The sequence below is a fragment of the Bacteroides gallinarum DSM 18171 = JCM 13658 genome (assembly GCF_000374365.1).
GTDB lineage: Bacteria > Bacteroidota > Bacteroidia > Bacteroidales > Bacteroidaceae > Bacteroides > Bacteroides gallinarum.
In genome coordinates, this window is the sequence record NZ_KB894136.1 from 16,702 (window position 1) to 37,454 (window position 20,753).

At 48.6% G+C, this 20,753-nt stretch carries 13 protein-coding genes; 5 read left to right on the forward strand and 8 right to left on the reverse strand.

Going from position 1 to position 20,753, the window contains the following annotated elements:
- Positions 1 to 108 precede the first annotated feature (108 nt).
- Together ruvA and C233_RS0113035 are read left to right on the forward strand one after the other, a co-directional pair.
- Complete coding sequence (ruvA, locus tag C233_RS0113030; protein ID WP_018668011.1) at positions 109 to 711, forward strand: Holliday junction branch migration protein RuvA; 603 nt, start codon at positions 109 to 111, stop codon at positions 709 to 711.
- Positions 712 to 750: 39 nt separating this feature from the next.
- The gene (locus C233_RS0113035) at positions 751 to 1,749 is read left to right on the forward strand and encodes a DUF3843 family protein (RefSeq protein ID WP_025068832.1); all 999 of its coding nucleotides are present in this window, start codon (positions 751 to 753) and stop codon (positions 1,747 to 1,749) included.
- A 57-nt stretch (positions 1,750 to 1,806) separates the two neighbouring features.
- Here C233_RS0113035 and C233_RS0113040 read toward each other — a convergent pair whose 3' ends face one another.
- The 8 genes from C233_RS0113040 to gdhA all read right to left on the reverse strand — a co-directional run bounded on the left by C233_RS0113040 (position 1,807) and on the right by gdhA (position 13,529).
- Complete coding sequence (locus C233_RS0113040) at positions 1,807 to 2,970, reverse strand: M24 family metallopeptidase (RefSeq protein ID WP_025068831.1); 1,164 nt, start codon at positions 2,968 to 2,970, stop codon at positions 1,807 to 1,809.
- A 60-nt stretch (positions 2,971 to 3,030) separates the two neighbouring features.
- Positions 3,031 to 3,357, reverse strand: a complete 327-nt coding sequence (locus C233_RS0113045; protein WP_018668014.1) for a DUF2149 domain-containing protein — start codon at positions 3,355 to 3,357, stop codon at positions 3,031 to 3,033.
- Positions 3,354 to 3,956, reverse strand: a complete 603-nt coding sequence (locus C233_RS0113050) for a MotA/TolQ/ExbB proton channel family protein (protein ID WP_018668015.1) — start codon at positions 3,954 to 3,956, stop codon at positions 3,354 to 3,356. The genes C233_RS0113045 and C233_RS0113050 overlap by 4 nt, the downstream gene beginning before the upstream one ends.
- 13 nt (positions 3,957 to 3,969) lie before the next feature.
- Positions 3,970 to 4,659: a hypothetical protein gene (locus C233_RS0113055; RefSeq protein WP_018668016.1), complete on the reverse strand. Its 690-nt coding sequence runs from the start codon at positions 4,657 to 4,659 to the stop codon at positions 3,970 to 3,972.
- On the reverse strand, positions 4,659 to 9,041 hold the full coding sequence (locus C233_RS0113060) for a cobaltochelatase subunit CobN (protein ID WP_018668017.1): 4,383 nt from the start codon (positions 9,039 to 9,041) through the stop codon (positions 4,659 to 4,661). Before C233_RS0113060 ends, C233_RS0113055 begins: the two co-directional genes overlap by 1 nt.
- Positions 9,042 to 9,057: 16 nt before the next feature.
- Entirely contained in the window at positions 9,058 to 11,307 is a 2,250-nt protein-coding gene (locus tag C233_RS0113065; RefSeq protein ID WP_025068830.1) for a TonB-dependent receptor, read from the reverse strand.
- A 2-nt stretch (positions 11,308 to 11,309) separates the two neighbouring features.
- The gene (locus C233_RS0113070) at positions 11,310 to 11,981 is read right to left on the reverse strand and encodes an HmuY family protein (protein WP_018668019.1); all 672 of its coding nucleotides are present in this window, start codon (positions 11,979 to 11,981) and stop codon (positions 11,310 to 11,312) included.
- A 210-nt stretch (positions 11,982 to 12,191) separates the two neighbouring features.
- A complete protein-coding gene (gene gdhA, locus C233_RS0113075; protein WP_018668020.1) occupies positions 12,192 to 13,529 on the reverse strand; it encodes an NADP-specific glutamate dehydrogenase in 1,338 nt (445 codons plus the stop codon).
- 289 nt (positions 13,530 to 13,818) lie between these two features.
- Here gdhA and C233_RS0113080 point away from each other — a divergent pair, with 289 nt between their 5' ends.
- The 3 genes from C233_RS0113080 (at position 13,819) to C233_RS0113090 (ending at position 20,739) form a co-directional block, all read left to right on the forward strand.
- Positions 13,819 to 16,788 carry a PEP/pyruvate-binding domain-containing protein gene (locus C233_RS0113080; protein WP_018668021.1) on the forward strand — a complete coding sequence of 990 codons (2,970 nt, stop codon included), beginning with the start codon at positions 13,819 to 13,821 and terminating at the stop codon, positions 16,786 to 16,788.
- Between the two features lie 198 nt (positions 16,789 to 16,986).
- Complete coding sequence (locus tag C233_RS0113085; protein ID WP_018668022.1) at positions 16,987 to 19,458, forward strand: DUF4493 domain-containing protein; 2,472 nt, start codon at positions 16,987 to 16,989, stop codon at positions 19,456 to 19,458.
- Positions 19,459 to 19,464: 6 nt separating this feature from the next.
- Positions 19,465 to 20,739 (forward strand): DUF4493 domain-containing protein, encoded by a 1,275-nt coding sequence (locus C233_RS0113090; protein WP_018668023.1) that lies wholly within the window; start codon positions 19,465 to 19,467, stop codon positions 20,737 to 20,739.
- Positions 20,740 to 20,753 lie beyond the last annotated feature (14 nt).

The following is a 20,753-nucleotide window of genomic DNA, read 5'->3' on the forward strand; positions in this document are numbered from 1 at the left end:
TTTTTCTTTTTTTAAAGACTAAAAGTCGATAATAATTCCTACATTCGCAGGCAAAGAGTAACAAGACGGTAAAGCGACAAGGGTTTACCGCGCCATATTCGTAAACATATGATAGAATACATTAAAGGTGAAATTGCCGAGCTCGGTCCGGCAAACGTAGTCATAGACTGCAACGGCCTGGGATATGCCGCAAACATTTCCCTGAATACGTATGCTGCCATACAGGGGAAAAAGAATTGCAAATTATACATTTACGAGGCTATCCGCGAAGATGCCTACGTTCTTTATGGCTTTGCGGACAAACAGGAGCGTGAATTATTCCTGCTGCTGATTTCCGTATCGGGTATCGGCGGCAATACGGCACGCATGATTCTCTCGGCCTTATCGCCGGCAGAACTAATCAATGTCATCAGCACGGAGAATGCCGGCCTGCTGAAAACGGTAAAGGGTATCGGCCTGAAAACAGCCCAGCGTATCATAGTCGATTTGAAGGATAAGATAAAAGCCGGAGGAACCGCTGCCGGAACAGCCGGCATGACCGGGATTTCCTTTACCGCCGCCAATGCGCAGGTACAGGAAGAAGCCGTAGCCGCCCTTACAATGCTGGGGTTTGCGCAGGCTCCCTCGCAAAAAGTGGTAACGGCCATTCTAAAAGAGGATGCCGATGCTCCGGTAGAGCAGGTTATCAAACTGGCGCTGAAAAGACTGTAACTCTTACATACATAGTATTCACATTAAAGCAAACAAACAATGAATCCAGCTCCCATTCTCATGAAACAATGGCTAGGCGCCAATGAACGTACACGCATTCTACCCGGCGACCAATGGTATCTTAATTTTGCCGTAAAGCTTCTTCCGGCAGTGAAACAGTCCGTTTTGTTCAAAGGAAACGACTACGAACAGAAGGACGCTGCGATTTCGCTCTGCATGTATTTTCAGGACGCCATAGCGCAGTCGGGAGGCTGGAAGACATTCTCCGGGCTATATCACTCGCTGTATGGCACGTACCTGCCTTTTTACCGGTTGTCCGGCGACTATGTTCCCGATGAAATCAACCGGGAAGATGTGGCATTCGTACTGTGGACGTTGAAATCGCAGTTCGCCCTGTACGAGGAAGGGTCGTACACGCTGCAAGACCCGCACGATAAGGATTTACTGGCTTTAGCCCAGGAGGCGTACGAACTCATGGACGAGGCTTTCGAGGACGCTCCTATCAATGAGAAACCGTCCTCGTCCTTGTGGGTAATGGGTCCCGACTTGTTGGATATGCCCGTAACTCCCCTGCCGGAAGTCGTACCCGGAACAAAATTAAGCAAGGATGCGGAACGTTGCCTGGAATACAGCGGAGGAAAACCGTTGCTGTACTTCGCCACTTACAAAGAGTTGTGCCGGTTCTTCGTCGAAGTATTGAAGTGGGAGAATTCTCCCTCTGCCCTGCTGCCCGACCTGCAATATAAAAAGGAATTCGTGATATACGCCAATGCCAAAGGTATGCTGGTAGCCCATAACGTAGCCGCCTATTTTTGCGAGGAGCACAATCCGATGTACGATGCCGGGCGTGCCGCTGCCGAAGGCTACAAACTATTTTGCCGTCCGGGAGCCTGCCCGTTCGACCTGGTAAAGTATGGAATGCTCAAGGGTATATTGCCCGATGTACAGTTTCCTTTCCCCAACGGCAAAGAAGTGCTGCACGGGAACTGGGACTTTATCGCCCGCTATTATCTATGCGAGTATTACGAGGGAGAGTAGAAAAAAAGGTGGTAAGGCGATGCTTGTCATCGCTTTCTTACCACCTTTTCCGTTTTATCAAAGCTCTATGATTTCTTCTTTGCAGAGTGTCAGCTTTTCCAGCCCTTCCGCCGTTACAGCCCAGGAGTTTTCGATTCCCACAGGGCCTATGCCGGGCAAAACGATTTTGGGCTCCAGCGCAAACACCATACCGGGCTCCAGTTCCTGCTTCATACGGGGAGCCAGTACAGGCATTTCATTTATCTCCAGCCCGATGCCGTGTCCGATGAATTTCGCTTTCTGGCCGACTCCCATAAAGTAGTCTGCAAAACCTGCCTTGGTTATTATCTCGACTGCTTTGTCGTACATATCCTCGCATACAGTACCCGGCTTAGCCATTGCAACGACGGCTTCCTGTACTTCTATGCACGCCTGATGTGCGGCATATGCCTGTTCCGGCAACTTGCCGACAGAGAATACGCGGCTCATATCTCCCATATAACCGTAGAAGTTTCCGCCCATATCCACCATGAAGCATTGCCCTGCCTGCAAGAGCGTACCGCTTACGCCACCGGGCAACGACGGGTCGAGTCCCTTGCCACCCAAAGCAAAATCGTACGGAGAGGGAACGGCAGCATTGTCGCCTGCCAAAAGGCTGCCCATAAAGATTTCCATACTCTGCCCGAATACCCGGAAAATACCCAGGCAACCTTCCAGGCGCATCAGCCGTTCTATCTCGATAGACAACTGGCGGTCTGTCATTCCCGGCCGGTAAACGGAGGGTATCTGCTCGTACGCCTTCGCATGAGCAGCGCCGGAACGGCGGAACATTTCTATCTCTATCGGTGTCTTTACGCTCCGTGCCCGGCGAATCAGTGCCGTACCGCAAGGCACGACCTCCGCTTCGGGAAAACAGGCGGCCAAGCGGTTGTACTCCGTAAAAGGCAGCTCGTCGCCTTCCAGCATCAATTTTGCCGGCAGGGGCAAGCCGCATTCTTTCAACAAGCCGGGCAGTTGTTCCGGCTTGCGGAGGGGATGTACATGCTCGCCCTCTATATCGTTGGGGCGTTTTATGAACAAACGTGCAGGGGCATCCAACGGCAGATATAGATAGCCGCTGACAACGCGTCCGTACGTATAGATTAAATTTACATTACAAGTGATAAGAGCGGCATCGATTCCCTGTTGAGCCATGAGGGCACGTATCTTATCACGTCTCAGTTTCAATTCCGGTTGTAACATTTCTTGGTTATTTATGATTTTCGAGCAGCAAAGGTACTAATTTTAGATGCAACGAAACCATTATTCGGGCACATAAATAATCTCGCCGTTATCCAGCTCGTAAGCAATCCCCACCTTTTTACCTTTTTTGCCGCTTTTGGCATCCTGGTTCTCCGACGGAGTGTACTTATTGATTTTCTGGCCTTCTTTCGTAATAATCTCCATGTTCTCTTTTCCGGGATTCTTTACCATGGTGAAATCTTCCTGGCTGAACATTTCGGTCATATTGTAACGGCTCACCAATGCCACCATCAGCGCTACGGCAAATACCATTGCAACGTCGAAAAGGTTGCTTACCACGCTCATCGGGTCGCTGTCCTCTTCTTTTCTCAGCAAACGTCTTTTCATTGTTCTTTCCGGTTTTGGTTCAACAATTCAGAGAGGAATTCGAGATTAGTCATGTCCTGCAAATACCAGCGCTGCTTGACTTGCTGTGTTATAAACCCGATAGCACTGGAGAACAGCCCGACAACCGTAGTGGCGAATGCCACCTGCATATTGTATGCCATTGAAGCGATGTCGCCGGTAGAAAGTCCTACAAGTGCCGGACCCATTGGTATCAGCGTTCCCATTAGTCCCAGCATCGGTCCCATTTTGGTTAAAGTCTTGGATATTGCCAAGTCTTTGTCCGCTGCTATTTCAAAATCGGCCAGCAGACGTTGCACGTGCGCCGGGCTGTCTTTCATCTCGAGAATACGGTGAATATAAGTAACCACTAAAGAGCTGTTCTTCTTGGGGAGGTGTTCGCCTAGCCCTGAAACGGTTTCAGGGGTCAGCGCATCCAGCTCCTTGCGCAGCAGGGCATCGGTCTTACGGATAGCCAGGTATTGCCCGAAGAAGTTTCCGATGAGCAAGACCGAACGTCCGAAAAGAATAATCAACAATACGATAACAGGAACCAGGAGGCCTGTAGATATCCAGTAGAGAATGTCTGAAATGTAATTCATAATTTTTATTTAATTAGTTAGTTTGTCTTTTCAATTTCACTTTTCTTAAAATCATTCCAACGAATGCACCGGCAACAAGCAGGATTACCAAACCTGCCAATGCTCCCCAGTCTACCTCGTCTATTCCTTTCACTGCCGTACGGCCGTTGACAGTAGCGATAATTCCCAAAATGGCAATCAGGGCATTAGCGAGGAAAAGCAATTCCAGCCGAAGTTCTTTTTCGGGCAGTAGCCAGCGCAAAAGGAAGCTCCCGGCAGGTATCAATACGAATACCGCCGCTGCCATGCTCCAGGCAATCAGGGAAAAGGATGCGCCGGGAAAGGAGAATATCAATGCGACCAAGCCGCAGAACAGTACCGGAAATACTAAAATACCCGGAAACCAGCGCAGTGCCTTGTAAGCCCATAGCACGCGTTTCTTCACAGGTCCGGCACTTTGGATATGTGCAGCCAGCATACAGAAGGTCATCTGTAGAACCACTTCCACGCTCAGTACAACGGAGGTATCGAGCATCAGGGCAGGATTAGCCAGCCAGTCGGCAATCTGGGTTTTGGACTGCTCGATAGCATAAGGCCACATCAGCCCTACGAACAAGGCGCAGATGACGGATATTACCAGTACCGACCTTAATTTACGATAAGTTTGCTTCAACATGAAGTTGAAGCAAACCAATATCATAAGTACAAAAACAACTGTCTCCATTATTCCTGTAGTTTTTTACGACGATGACGGACGAGCAACAGCAGTACGACGATAGCAAGCACTACTACCAAACCTACTATCGTATTGCTCAGTACATTGGTCTGTTCTTCTGCGGTAGAAGATACCTCCTCTTTTTTCATCACCATTCCTTTCTTGTCGTCGGATGCGACAGCTTCGCGTATCTGGGTGATGTTTTTCTTATATTCCGCCGCTGCCTGCGCATCGGTTTTCGAGGCGATGAACTGACGCAACTTGGCATTGTCGCAAACAAAGCCGGAACAGGAGGGTTTGTACTTATTGACCAAATCGGTATGCAGCTTGGCTATATCGGCTACTTGCTGCTCGCTGGCTTTCCACATTCCCTTGCGCACAGTTTCCAGCATGACGGCGGTCATTTCTTCCAAAGCTGCCGGATTCTGTTTCTCGAAATATTCCTGCAAGCCCAAACCGAACTTATCCTTTACGTACACATTATATATCTCATCCCACATTTCCTTATCGATAGCTTTGGGCTTCATCACATTCCAGCCATATGTGTTTTGTACAATCTCGGCAAATGTATTCGCAGCACCTGCTTCTCCTTTCATTTTCTCCTTGATATAGGTAGGATTGAAGATAGTCGTACGGCTCTCCACTCCGATAGCTTCCTTGACCTCCTGCATGCGGAAGTTGTTGCGGTTGCGGTAATCGCTCAGGTAAGCATCCGGGTCTTTTCCCGTCACATTACGGACAGCCAGGTTGAGCCCGCCCATAAACTCGTACACATGGTCGAGGCTCAATGCTCCCCACGTATTGCTCTGGCGGGGCTGTATCACTGCATCCGTACGTGTCAGCGCAGCTTCGAAAGCGAATTGACGGAAGGCTTCCCAGTTCTTTTCACTGCCGTAGTAAGCTCCCATATTGTTCAAATAGGTATCTGCTATTTCTTTCTCGCTTTCCCAACGGTCACCGCTCATTACCATACCTTGAATACCGGTTCCATAACCGCCGTTAGCTCCTCCGAACACGCGGAATGTCGAAATCTCCCTGGCATCTTTAGGAGTCAGGCCTTTTTCTATCAACACCCGTTCTGCCTCGACCACTCCGGCGGCTACCTGGTTTTCGTACTGGTCGTCTTTTGCATGGGCAGCCATTTCTACCGCGCGGTTAATAAGGAACAGGCGGGAAGCTGCAATGTCCCTCAACTGCCCGCTCGTCTGTACTACCACATCGATACGTGGGCGTCCCAGCTCTTTCGAGGGGATGAGCTTCAAATCCGTAACACGGCCGAAAGCATCTCTCAGAGGTTCCACACCCAACATATAAAGTATCTGGGCGATAGTGGCTCCTTCCGTCTCGATGAACTCGCCGCTCCACAACGTATAGCTTACTTTACGGGGAATGCTATCGTTGTGCCGGCGTTTATACATCTCGATTGTATTATTTGCCAACTGTATGCCTTTCTCCCATGCCGCCTCGCTCGGGGTAGCCTCTGCATTGATTCCGTAGAGGTTGCGTCCGGTAGGCAAGGTATTGGGATTTACTATCGGGTCACCTCCCGGTGAAGGCTGGGTATATCCGCCGTTCAACGCATTCGTCATGCTGAGTAGTTCTTTTTTCGGACTTTCTATAAGCTCCTTTTTATATTCTCCGACATTTTTAATCGTGCGCTCGACTTCCATTACTGCCAAAGCAAAAGTGATTTCTTCTTTGGTATATTCTACGGCAGAAGGCATTTTCTTCATTGGGGCTTTCTCTCCACCTTCGGCTTTCTTCCCTTTTGCCATGCTTTCTTCCATTTTCTTCAAAGCTTCCGGACTCGTCCCCATTTTCTTTGCAAGTGCCATTACCTTTTCAGGGTCCATGCCTTTAGCCATTTCCTTCATCTTTTCTTTCATAGCAGCCGATATCGGAGCTTGGGAGGTTTTCGCACCTTGTGTACCGGCCGTTTTCTTGTCTCCTGCCGAAGCTCCGTCTCCCATAGCCATCATCATTGCCATCATGCCCTGCGGCGCATTACGCGATTTTTCTATCTTCCGGGCTTTGGCAAGTTCGTCGGGCGTGATATCCGCCACACGACAGATGAGTTCGTCCGTTCCCAAAGCCGGGTTAGCCAGCAACCGGGTTACTAAAGCACGGGCGGGATTCAAATAATGCTGCGTGAACAAAGCGCGGTGTTTCACCGTTTTTTCGTCGGCGCGTTTGCGGAGTTTGTCCAGGGCAAGCAGGCTGTATGCAATCGGTTCGGTAGCCATGGCGTACACGCTGCTCTTGATACGCGCATCTTCATAAGGAACGCCCATTGTATAAAGCTGTCCCGTTATTTTCTCCGTAGCCAGTTCCTCGGCAAAGTTCTCGATACGCAAAATCTCGTCTTCCGTATAAGGAACGGTGAGTACGCTGTCCAGTTCCAGTTCGCGGTGGATACCCAGTTTCACCGCCGCTGCTTTCACCGCCAAGGAGGCACGGCGCAAATCGGCTTCACTGCGCGTATCTTTCCGGGCTTCGTCTTCGTGCTCGCCGCAAGAACAAGCGCCGGTGGTATTATTGTATATCTTGATTTTTTCCATTAGCTCGCGATAGATGCCACGGACGCTGCTTTCAAGAAACGGAGGGGTAAGGTAGGACTGCAAGCCTGCATATGCCCTGCGTTTGGCTATCATGCCTTCGCCCACATTTCCTATCGAATAGATATAGAAATGAGGCAAAGCGCCTACCAACCGGTCAGGCCAGTCGTTACTGCTCAAAGCAACCTGTTTCTTCGGTGTAAATTCCAGACTGCCATGAGTACCGAAATGAATCAGTGCATCGGCCTTGAAACCGAACTGCGTCCACAAATAAGATGCAATGTAAGTGTGAGGAGGTGCGGCATCCGTGCCATGGGCAATCTTAAACGCATTGTCTCCCTTTCCGGCGGCATTTTGCGGTAACAGCACCACATTCCCGAACTGTAAGCGGGCGACTCCCAGGCGTCCGTCGTCGGTAGCCATGTACTCACCGGGAAATTCTCCGAAGGAAGATACTACCTCTGCATATTTTTCCGGTCTGATTACTTTCTTTACCCAGCTTTCATATTGTTCTTTGGTAATCAGTTCGGGACGCCCGTTCTTCATGAAGTTGTCGAAAGCTCCTTCCGCATACGTTCCGAACACAGCTCCCTGTGCCTGTATCATACGTTCCAGTTCTTTGGAAGAGGCTGGCAAGCCGTCTACCTTATATCCTTCTTTCTTCAAGTGAACCAGCAGGTTGTAAAGCGAGGGGGCGACTTCCATGCCGGCGGCAGCCATTGCATTCTGTCCCGGGCCTTTATAATAATAAATCGCTACGCGCTTTTCATTATTGGGCTTGTTCTGCAACCCGATATAGTTATTGACCGTCTCTACAAAAGTCTCCAAACGCTCGGGAATGGCAAAAGCATGTTGCAACCCTTCTTCATCCTTATAATGTCCGAACAGGGCAAAAGGACGGATAGCCCCGTCTATTTCGGGGGTTACGACACTCTGCGAGAGAAATCCGCCGCTCATTCCCATTTTGTCATTCTCCCATTCTTCTACGAGCCGGTTTACATTCAGCGGAGTGAACAACGGGATATTCTGTTGTGTCAGGTAGTCTACGATATAGTCTCCCATGCGTCCGTGTGCCATATTGATAACTGCCGAAGGGGATACCGAATCGATATGGTGCTTGCTAATGAAGCTTTTCATACTCCGCACCGGATAAACGACATTGCCCGTCTCTTCCAATTTCCGGATAAGGTCCGCCGGTTCTCCCATCATACCTGTGATTATGATACGGGGAGCTCCCTCTTTCAACAGCCCGTTTTCCTGCAGGAAAGCATTGTACTCGGCTACCGTATTGAAACCGAGTTCTTCATCATCCGGCTTCTTCGGGTCGGCATGATATATCATATCATTGGAACGTTCTATCACAGCTTCGGGTTCGTCTACCGACATAATCTTGCCGTCGATATGTTTACGCACATAGTTCAGCATGCTGCGATAGTTGCGGCGTCCGCCATTCCCCAGGTAACTCCTCAATGTGTCGGCTTGAATGGAGTCCAGCGAGATTATTTTATTGGCAGGATTGGTTGCGGAAGTGGTCAGAATGGGCAAGCCGCCGTCGGCAGCCTTCTGTATCTGTGCACGCTGTTCTTCCGTTATCCTCATTCCCATGGCATTGATAAATACCATGTCGTAGGAAGTCAGTTTATCCAGTTCGTCGGTACTGACTTCTGCTATCTTTATAAACGAATTATCATTAGCCTTGGATATTTGTCCGAGACTAATGACTTGATAATTGACAAATGCTACTCTTGTGGAACTGAACCACAAGTTCCAGACACCTATAAGCAGCAACACGAGGACGACTGCACAGCCGCCCCCCAGTAGTTGTTTTTTCTTCATATCAATATTTTAATATTTATAACCCGAACATATCAGCAATATTAAGATTTACGGTTCCTATTACACTGATTCCTTTTTGCGGAACTTGCAGGGAACTATCGGCAGCCTTGTCTTTATAATTGAACAGGTTGTCGATACCCAGATTGAGGGATATGCCTTTCGGAAGGGTAACCCCGGTATTCAACGAGCACATCGTACGTGCATCGTAAGTGGTTATTTCATAGGCATAAGTACCGTCGTCATTCTGGTTTCTGGTATAAGTATCGAACTTTGCCCCCCACTGCCCGTTCAGCGAACAGTTAAAACCTATCTTTCCGAACTTATGCGAATACATGGCATTGAAAGTTGCCGTATGCGGACGTACCAAAGAAGCATTCCGCCCGTCGACCTCTTCGTAATCGTTCGTATAGGCATAGGAACCGGTCAATATCAGCCCGAAACCGAAACGGTAGCGCAAAATAGTCTCTAAAGCCGTGGTTTTGGCGTTATCGGCATTTACATATTGCATGTCGCTCGAACCGTCGCCCAATGACATATAGGCTATCTTGTTCTTGAAACGGTTGTGGGCAAAAGAAACCGACATGTTCAGCCCTCCCTTGGTAAACTCGCCGGACAGAGAGACTTGATTGCTGGTTTCCGGTTTCAAATCCGGATTACCGTACAGCATGAACCAACCCATACCGCCCATATCGTATGCCTGGTAGAGTTCTTTCAGAGAAGGCGAACGGAACCCTTGTGCATAACCGGCACGGAAAGAGACATGGTCGCAAAAATGCCACAGTAAAGAAACCTTCGGAGTGACATGCCAATGATATTTCTCATGATAATCGGCACGTACTCCCGCCACGATATTCAGCTCATCGAGGATATCCCAGTCTTCCTGCGCATAGAAAGCATACAACTGGTTGTTGACATGGGAGCTGTCTTCCAGCATATAATGTTTCAAGTATTCGAAGTTACCTTCGAACCCGACACTGATAGTATGCTTACCGAATGTTCCGGTATAATCGATACGCGGCGTCTGCTTGATATTACGGTAGTCCGTGGTTTTCTTTCCGGATAAGAAATAATCCTGGCTTTTCTGATAATTGTCATAAACATACCCTATTACAAGCTGCTGTTTTTCTCCGGGAAGATACTTTACCTTACCGCTCAGAGCATAATCAAGGAATATGTCCTGGTACATCTTACCCTCACGCTTGTCGCGTTTGTTATGGTAAAACGAACCTTTCAAATCCGCACTTAATTTCTCGTTGCAGGTATAGCCTATTTTTTGTGAGAAATCCCAGATATTGTATCCGTAGACCGTAGTGGAACTGGCCTCAGCCTGTTCCGCTGCCGTGGAGCCGTCGCTTCCTTCCGTTACAGTGGTCTTACCTACCTCGTCGCCTATCTCATAGGTATCTTTTGTGCGGTAGGTAAGGCTGGTATAGGAAGTAAGGCGGTCTTTCTTAACACCGGCAGAAGCTGTATATTTCTGCCCGTTGGAACCGGCATAACGCGCATTCAAATTTCCACTAAAGGGGCGATTGGCTGTCTTTGTAATGATATTGATAACCCCTCCCAAAGCATTGGAACCGTAGATTGTAGACTGGGCTCCCTTAATGACTTCTATACGTTCAATGTCGTCTACATTGAAACGGGTGAAATCGACATTATGGTCGGCTCCCTCGCCACTTACACGTTCGCCGTCTATCAAAAACAACATGTACTCTCCGTCCATACCTTGATAAGATATCTCAGGCATCTGGCTCATGGAGTTATACCCAATCTGCAAACCCGGCAGCTCGTATTGCAGCAAAGTTTCGACATTCATCGGATTGAGCGCCTGAATTTCCTTTTGAGAAATTACACGCGTCAGCACAGGCACTTCCTTCAACGGTTTTTCAATAAACGAACCGGTTACTACCACATCATTCAATTGATTGGAAGAGGGCACTAATCGGATATGCAGCCGGGACGGACGTACAGCCGAAACTGCCTTTACCTCCTGAGGCTCGTATCCTACGAATGAAACCAACAGCGTATATTCCTTTGCACTTTCCAGACGGATAACGAATTCGCCGTCGCTATTCGTACCAGCTCCGAAAGTAGTTCCCTGTACCCTGACCGTAGCTCCAGGCATCGGTTGCCCGTTTTCATCTACGACATCTCCCAATATGGAATAGCGATAACGGTCGCTATCCCTTTCATTCACTTCCTCTGCAAAGACAGTGGACGCTGCCACTGTCAATAAAGAGAGCAAGAAACAAAGAACTCGTTTCATTCTTATTTAATCGGGATGAATTCGTAATTGAATGTAACAAAACCGCTCTTATTCGTTTCAGAGTTTCCTGCAACCGTAAATTGAAGTTTCGCCCAACTTCCGTCCTTGCATTTTAAGACCATTACATGCTTTGTCGGCTCATAAATAGTAGGAGGCATACTACCTGTTTCCGTCTTTTTCACCCAACCGCACAGCACTTTGTTCACAGTTGCAGTTTTAGCGTAACCGACGTTGCCTTGCATCATTTTGCTCATATCGGTAATAATGGCATATTCTTCATCCTCGTTTGTTATGCTTTCATCTGCTTTATAGTCTCCTTCGGGCAACTCCGTAATTTCATCCATATTTGTTTTCTCCGTTTCGAGAACCATGCCGCCGTTTGTTTTTATCTCATAACGGTGTATGGCGATATGCCATTCGATGCCGATAGTTTCCTCCGCTTTTGGCTCGCTTACAGAACCATCCGTATAAATCCACTCGCTCGTATCCAAATGCGTTTCCGTTTCTCCCGTCTCCAGGTTTATATAAGTCCATTTATCATAGGCGGATACATCCAAATTCGTTTTCGTATTCTTAATTCCGTCTCCCCATTGATTACCCTTATCGTCATCATCGCTACATGCTGCTCCCAGCAAACCGATGGTCATCATGACCAATACATTTTTAATCTTCATTTTACCTTATTTCTTTTTAGCGTTAATAAATTAATTTTCACGCTGCAAAATTAGATAGTATAGATAGGTGGCGCAATACCAACAAATAACTATATTAATAAGATAAAAAAAACAATAATACCCACAAATAGTAAAAAAGTGCTGCCTGCACCTTCACAGGCGCAGGCAGCACAAACCACAAATACAAATACAACTAAACAAAGTTTTTCCTTAGATGATACCCTGCCCCATCATGGCGTGGGCTACTTTCATGAAACCGGCAATATTAGCACCCTTCACATAGTTGATATAACCGTCGGGCTCTGTTCCGTATTTCACGCACTGGGTATGGATGCCGTGCATAATGGCATGCAGTTTCTCATCCACTTCGGCAGCGCTCCAGCTAAGGTGCATGGCGTTCTGTGACATTTCCAGCCCGCTGGTAGCCACACCGCCGGCATTCACAGCCTTACCCGGCGCATACATAATCTTATTTTCAATAAAGAGGTCGATAGCTTCGGGGGTACATCCCATATTGGAGATTTCGCCTACACAAGTTACCTTATTATCAATCAAATGCCGTGCATCTTCGCCGTTCAGCTCATTCTGCGTTGCACAAGGCAAGGCTATATCGGCCTTCACTTCCCACGGACGTTTGCCGGGAACGAATGTAGAGCCGGGGAATTCGTCGGCATACGGAGCTACGATATCATTGCCCGATGCACGAAGTTCCAGCATATAATCTATCTTTTCGCCGCTGATGCCGTTGGGGTCGTAAATATAACCGTCCGGACCTGAAATCGTAATGACTTTAGCTCCCAGTTGGGTAGCTTTGGTAGCAGCACCCCAGGCTACATTGCCGAAACCGGAAATGGCGACCGTCTTACCCTTAATGTCGATGCCTTTGGTTTCCAGCATCTGGTGTACGAAGTACAACCCGCCGAAACCCGTTGCTTCGGGACGTATCAACGAACCGCCGAACTCCAGTCCCTTGCCGGTGAAGGTTCCGGTAAACTCGCGCGTCAGCTTCTTATACATACCGAACATATAGCCCACTTCACGACCACCTACGCCGATATCACCGGCAGGCACATCCATATCCGGTCCGAGATGACGCCACAACTCCAGTATGAAAGCCTGGCAGAAACGCATAATCTCGGCATCACTCTTACCGCGCGGAGAGAAGTCGGAACCGCCTTTGCCGCCACCCATAGGCAGGGTAGTCAAAGCATTCTTGAAAGTCTGTTCGAAGCCCAAGAACTTCAAAATGGACAGGTTTACGGAAGCATGGAAACGGATACCGCCCTTGTACGGGCCGATAGCGTTGTTGAACTGTACACGATAACCGAGATTAGTCTGTACCTCGCCCTTATCGTCTACCCATGTAACGCGGAAAGTAAAAATACGGTCGGGCTCAACCAACCGTTCTATAATCTTCGCTTTCTCGAACTCTGGATGCTGATTGTAGATATCTTCGATAGAAAGAAGTACTTCCTTTACGGCTTGAAGATATTCAGACTCGCCGGGATGCTTTGCCTCCAAAGAGGACATGATACGTTCGATATTCATAATATTACGTTTTAAAGGTTTTTACCTCGTCAGCTAATTGTCTTCCGGACAAAATGTCAACGAATTACACTGCAAATATAGGAAAACTTTTCAAACCACCTAAACTTTATGATAATATTTTGATTAAATAATAATAAAACGTCAGATTAGAGAAAAAAGAGAAATCGGAGGATAACGAATCGCCCTGCGGGATACACCCGCGCGTACAGCCTAATTCTTCATCCTTCCTTCCGCTTTCTTCATTTTAATTGTTACTTTTGTCCTCCGAACGAATAAACCATGAGAGAACATGCTTAGCAAGTTTAAATTAAACCAGTTATATTTCAAGGATACGCAATTTGCCAACCTCATGACGCGGCGTATCTTCAACGTGCTCTTAATCGCCAATCCTTACGATGCTTTCATGCTGGAGGACGACGGACGCATCGACGAAAAAATCTTCAACGAATATACGTCTCTTTCCCTGCGTTACCCGCCGCGTTTCACACAGGTATCCACCTACGAGGAAGCATTGGCGCAACTGTCGTCCATGCCGTACGACCTTATCATATGCATGCCGGGTACGGGAGACAACGAAGGGTTCGACGTGGCACGGAATATCAAAGGGCAATACGGGCATATTCCTATGGTAATATTGACGCCGTTCAGCCACGGTATCACCAAGCGCATCGCCAACGAAGACCTCAGTCCGTTCGACTACATCTTCTGCTGGCTGGGAAATACCGACTTGCTGGTATCTATCATCAAGCTAATCGAGGATAAGATGAACCTGGAACACGATGTAAGCGAAGTCGGCGTACAGGTCATTCTCCTGGTGGAAGACGGCATCCGTTTCTATTCCTCTATCCTGCCCAACCTCTACAAATTCGTATTGAAGCAGAGCCAGGAATTCTCTACCGAGGCATTGAATGCCCACCAGCGCACACTACGCATGAGGGGGCGTCCTAAAATAGTCCTCGCACGTACCTACAACGAGGCAATCAGCATATACGAAAAATACAAGAACAATATACTGGGAGTTATTACAGACGTCCGTTTTCCCCGCGTGGAACGGGGCGAGAAAGATGCACTTGCAGGCATAAAGCTATGTGCAGCCATACGTAAGGAAGACCCGTTCGTTCCATTGATTATCCAATCTTCCGAGTCGGAGAATGTCTCATACGCAGCCAAATACGATGCGGCATTTATTGACAAGAACTCCAAGAAAATGGACGTAGACTTACGCCGCATCGTTTCGGACAACTTCGGTTTCGGCGACTTCATCTTCCGTAATCCCGATACTATGGAAGAGATTGCCCGTGTCAAGAACCTGAAAGAACTCCAGAACATCCTTTTCGCCGTACCGGCGGAATCGTTCCTTTACCATATCAGCCGCAACCACGTCAGCCGCTGGCTTTATTCGCGCGCCATGTTCCCCATAGGCGAGTTCCTGAAACCGATTACATGGAACAGCCTGCAGGACGTAGATGCACACCGTAAAATCATCTTCGAAGCAATCGTGAAATACCGCAAGATGAAAAACCAGGGTGTGGTGGCAGTCTTTAAGCGCGACCGTTTCGACCGTTATTCGAATTTCGCCCGCATCGGCGACGGTTCATTAGGCGGCAAAGGGCGCGGCCTGGCATTCATCGACAATATGGTGAAGCATCACCCGGAGTTCGATGAATTCGAAAATGCCCGCATCGCCATACCCAAGACCGTAGTACTCTGTACGGACGTATTCGACGAATTCATGGATACCAACAACTTGTACCAGGTAGCCTTGTCCGATGCAGACGACGACTTGATTTTGCGCTATTTCCTGAAGGCCAAGCTACCCGACCGGCTGGTCGAGGACTTCTTTACTTTCTTCGACGTAGTAAAGTCGCCTATCGCAATCCGTTCGTCCTCCTTGCTGGAAGATTCCCATTACCAGCCATTCGCCGGCATATACAATACTTATATGATTCCTTACCTGGACGACAAGTATGAAATGCTCCGTATGCTCAGCGACGCTATCAAGGGAGTATATGCCTCTGTATATTTCCGTGATTCCAAAGCCTACATGCAAGCCACGAGCAACGTCATCGACCAGGAAAAAATGGCCGTTATCCTGCAGGAAGTGGTCGGCAACCAATATGGCGACCGCTATTATCCCTCCATGTCGGGGGTAGCGCGCTCGCTCAACTACTACCCTATCGGAGACGAAAAGGCAGAAGAAGGCATCGTAAACCTGGCACTCGGCCTGGGCAAATATATCGTAGACGGTGGCATGACCCTCCGTTTCTCTCCCTACCACCCCAACCAGGTACTGCAAACCAGCGAAATGGAGATTGCGCTCAAAGAAACCCAGACCCGTTTCTATGCGCTCGACCTGCGCAATGCCGGTCATGCCTTCTCTATCGACGACGGTTTCAACCTGTTGAAGCTGCACGTAAAAGAAGCCGAAAAAGACGGTTCGCTCAACTACATCGCTTCCACTTACGACCCATACGACCAGATAATCCGCGACGGCTTATATCCGGGCGGCCGCAAGGTCATCACCTTCGCCAATATCCTCCAGCACGACGTATTCCCGCTTCCCCGCATCCTGCAACTGGCGCTGAAATACGGGCAGCAGGAAATGCGCCGTCCCGTAGAAATCGAATTCGCAGCCACCATGAGCCGTGAAAAAGATAAAACCGGTACATTCTACCTGCTTCAAATCCGTCCGATTGTCGACAGCAAGGAAATGCTCGATGAAGACCTCACGGCTATCCCCGACGAAAAGGTACTGCTCCGTTCCAACAATTCACTGGGACACGGAATAATGAACGAACTGCAAGACGTAATCTACGTAAAGACCGACAATTACAGCGCCTCCCACAACCAAGAAATAGCCTGGGAGATAGAGAAGCTGAACCAGCAATTCCTCGACGAAGGAAAGAACTACATCCTGATAGGCCCGGGACGTTGGGGCAGCAGCGATTCATGGCTCGGCATCCCCGTGAAATGGCCTCATATCAGCGCAGCACGTATCATCGTAGAAGCCGGGCTGACAAATTACCGTGTCGACCCCAGCCAGGGAACGCACTTTTTTCAGAACCTGACCTCTTTCGGAGTAGGTTACTTCACTATCAATGCATTCATGAACGACGGTGTATACAATCAGGACTTCCTGAACGCACAACCCGCCGTGCATGAAACCGATTACCTGCGCCACGTACATTTCGGACATCCGGTAACAGCCAAAATGGACGGAAAGAAAAAACAAGGAGTAGTATTGCTGCCCGAACCTTGACATCCGATTATTAAAAATAAGCTAAAAAATACATTTATCAACTCTTCTTTTTTTGTAGGAAATGGGACAAATGATGTCCCATTTTTCATTTATCGCTGTAAAAGAGAGCCTTACACCGTTACTTTATCGTCAGGATTTTATATCTTTGCAAACAGGTTTCGAGTTTTAACAGGTAAAAAAAATAATTAAGTAGTGTCAATGGGCAAAATATACACCACCATTCTGACCCTGTTTACAGTAATAAGCATCACATTATCGGGATGCGAACGGGATGACGGACAAATATCGAACCGAGGCAAGATTAATCTGAAACTGACCGCCGATGCAAGTGTGGAAAGAACGGTCACACGCGTTGCTGCAGGCGAAGCAGCGCTACCCGATACCGACGACTTCTCTGTTGCAGTTCTCCAAAATAACAATGTACAGCTCTCATGGGATAAATATGCCGACTTTACAGACGGCACAGAGCTGCCTGCCGGTAACTACACACTAAAAGCCGCTTACGGGAACATAGAGACGCAAGGTTTCGATGCGCCGTATTACGAAGGCACGGAAGATTTCTCTATCAAAAAGAATGAAAGCACGGATGTATCGGTTACCTGCTATCTTGCCAATGTGAAGATTACAACGGAATATACCGACCTCTTCAAAGAGTATTTCACAGACTATACTGTAAACATACGTCCTGCCGGTAGCCCGGATATATCATTCGATAAGGACGAAACACGGGCTGCGTATGTAAAACCGGGTAAAATCACTGTCTACCTGTCCGGAAGCAAGCAGCAAGGAAGCAAGGTTACATTCGAAGCCGCCACCATAGATAACGCCAAGGCACGCCAGCACTACCGCTTGAAATTCGATGTGAAAGCAGGCGGAACGGAACTGCACATATCCTTCACGGACGAAACGGAAAGAGTGCCGGTAACTATCGACATATCGGACGAGGCTTTAAATACCCGTGCCCCGTTCTTTACCCCGACGGGGTTCGAACCGGGAGTAACCCGGGAATTGATAGAATGGACGGAACCCGAATCCACCCTGTCAGCCCTCTTGACAGCCCGCGGCGGAATATCCAAATGCGTGTTGATAACTCACTCCCCTTCTTTACTGAACAAAGGGTGGCCTGCCGAAATCGATTTGGCCGAACCGGACCCGAGTATCCTTGCCACCTTACAAAATTTAGGACTGGCATTAAAAGGATTAAGCGCCAATATCGATAAAATGGCGGTAGTAGACTTCACCAAAGCATTAGCCAACCTGTCTTACTCGGAAACGGAGGCAGAAAATACATTCACTCTGATTGCAACGGACAAACTCGGCAAAGTAAACGAAGAACCCTTAATACTCAGAATAAAGTCCCTATCCAACGGATTCGACGTGGCGCAGCCCATGAATGCAGGGCGCGGCAGCACATCCGTACTATTGACCGTTACCCTGAAAGGAGACATCTCCCGGGTCGAATACCGATACCAGGCATACGGCTACTGGCAATCCCTAACCCCTACGAACGTGAAAAGCGATGAATACACACATCAGGTAACGCTTGCATTCAAGGACGGCCTGCAAGAACCACAACAACTGAAAGTAATTGCGGGTGACAAGGAAAAGACCGTAACGGTAGAAATCGGCGAATCTTCGTGCTCGTTATCCGCACCCGAAGGAAACGTCTGGGCAAAGTCGGCCACAATCTACCTGACCGGAGACACGGACGGAACAACGGAATTCCTGAAAACAGTCAAAGACATCACCGTACAATGCAGGAAAGAAACAGGGGACTGGTTCTCTCCGGTACAGGAGAAGGTAAAGAACACAATCGAGATTACCGGATTAGAACCCGACACCCGCTACACCTTTAAAGCAACCATAGGCGGAACCAACACGATTACCGTCAACAACGAAGTAACCTTAGAAACGGAAGAAGCTTTGCAGATACCCAACTCCGGCTTCGAAGAATGGTACACGGACTCCGACACGCGGTGGTCTGCCGGGACGTTCGGTAATTTCACCCATTACTTCTACTACCCTTACAGTAAGGATGCCACCGACATATGGTGGAATACGAACAACAAATACTCCCAGGCATGGACCGTAGCCCCCGTACAAACGACAACCTGCCCCGCTGTAATCTATGTGAAAGATGCCAAAAGCGGTAACAAAGCGGCTGAAATTCATACAGCCGGCTCCGGCGGGGAATATTCGAGCACCCCCAGCTCCATGTACCCCCAAAGCGCAAGAGCCGGACGTTTATTTATAGGAACCTATAACTGGAACGATAAAAAAGAAACCGTAACCACGGGACACGCTTTCGCCTCCCGGCCTCGTGAAATGAAATTCTGGTATAAATACACCCCCTACCAGGCAGATAATTTCAAGGTCGAGATAGAGATACGCAGCAACGGTAAAGTCATTGCAAGCGGCTCGTACATACCGGATGCCACAAGCACCGCAGACACCGAATACCGGGAAGGAAGCATCACCCTCGACTATAACGGCCATATGGAAAAAGCCACCGGCATATACGTCGATATCCTGTCGACTACCAAGACCTCCTTTACCAGCGACGACTTGCAGAAAGCCGGAACTATCGACCTGACGGACTGTGCAACAGGCTGGACTACACACTTAGGCAGCCGCCTCAAAATAGACGATTTAGAACTTATATACGAATAACGGAATATGAAGAAGCCAATCACCTTATTTACCCTCGTCCTTTTTGCTATCCTTGCGCTCCCGTCCTGCAACCGCGAGCAATGGGGAAGTGACCCGGAAGTTTCCGGTAACACAGACAACCGTGCCGAAGGACAAATAGGGCTGTCCACCCTCAAAGTTTCGGTAAACGAACATGCTTCCGCCACTGTTACCCGTGCAGAAGTCGGCACGGACGATTTCATTATCCGCATTTACGATATAGATAAGGAAGGGAAAATGGTGCAGGAATGGAAATACAACGAGATACCCGAAATATTCACTTTAAAAGTCAGCCATTACAGCATCACGGCAATGTCTCACGAAGTACAGCCGGCAGAGTTCGAGAAGCCCTACTACTTTTCCAAGCAAGACTTCGAGATAAAAGAAAATACAGTAACCGATTTGAAAGAGTTGGTTTGTTCCCTGAACAACATCAAAGTAAGGATATCCTATGAAAACGACCTCAAAAACTTGTTGGGCGACGACTCCAAAGTCAACGTTTCCATAGGTGAAGGACGTCTGGAATACGCGAAAGACGAAACACGCGCCGGCTATTTCAAGTCTATCGGTGAAACCAACATACTCATTGCCGACCTGAATGCAACCGTCCAGGGAGAGAAAGTAACCATGTCCAAAGCATTCATCGACGTGCTGCCCGGTGAAGAACGCATCATAAAATATTCGCTGAAACAAGACAGCGACGGCGACGGCGACAACGGAGAGATTGGAAAAATCGACATACAGATAGATGCCACGTGCGAAGTTGTAGAGAAAGACATTACCATAGACCCGGGCAACGAGGAGCCCCTCCCCGACCCCGACCCTAATCCGGAACCGGAACCCGGTCCCGCAACCCAACCGACTATCACCGGCAAAGGCTTCGACATCACCAAGAGCATAACCATACCGCCCGGCACTTCCATGGACAACCCCTATCCCGTAATCGTAAAAATCGCAGTGCCGGAAGGCATCCGGAACCTGGAAATAGGGATTACCTCCGGCAGTACCGACTTTGCAGGTGCCATTGCCGACCTGGGACTTACGAATTTCGATTTGGCAAATCCGGGGTCGTTAACCGATACGCTTAAGAACTTAGGCCTGCCCTACGGAGACGCAGTAACCGGCCAGACCGACATCGATTTCGATATCAGCGGATTCACCGGACTGCTGACAGGCTTCCCCGGCACTCACCGGTTTACCCTGAAAGTTACGGACAACAAAGGAAATACGGCATCCGCTATCCTGGCGCTTATCGTAAATTGAGCAAAGTACGATGA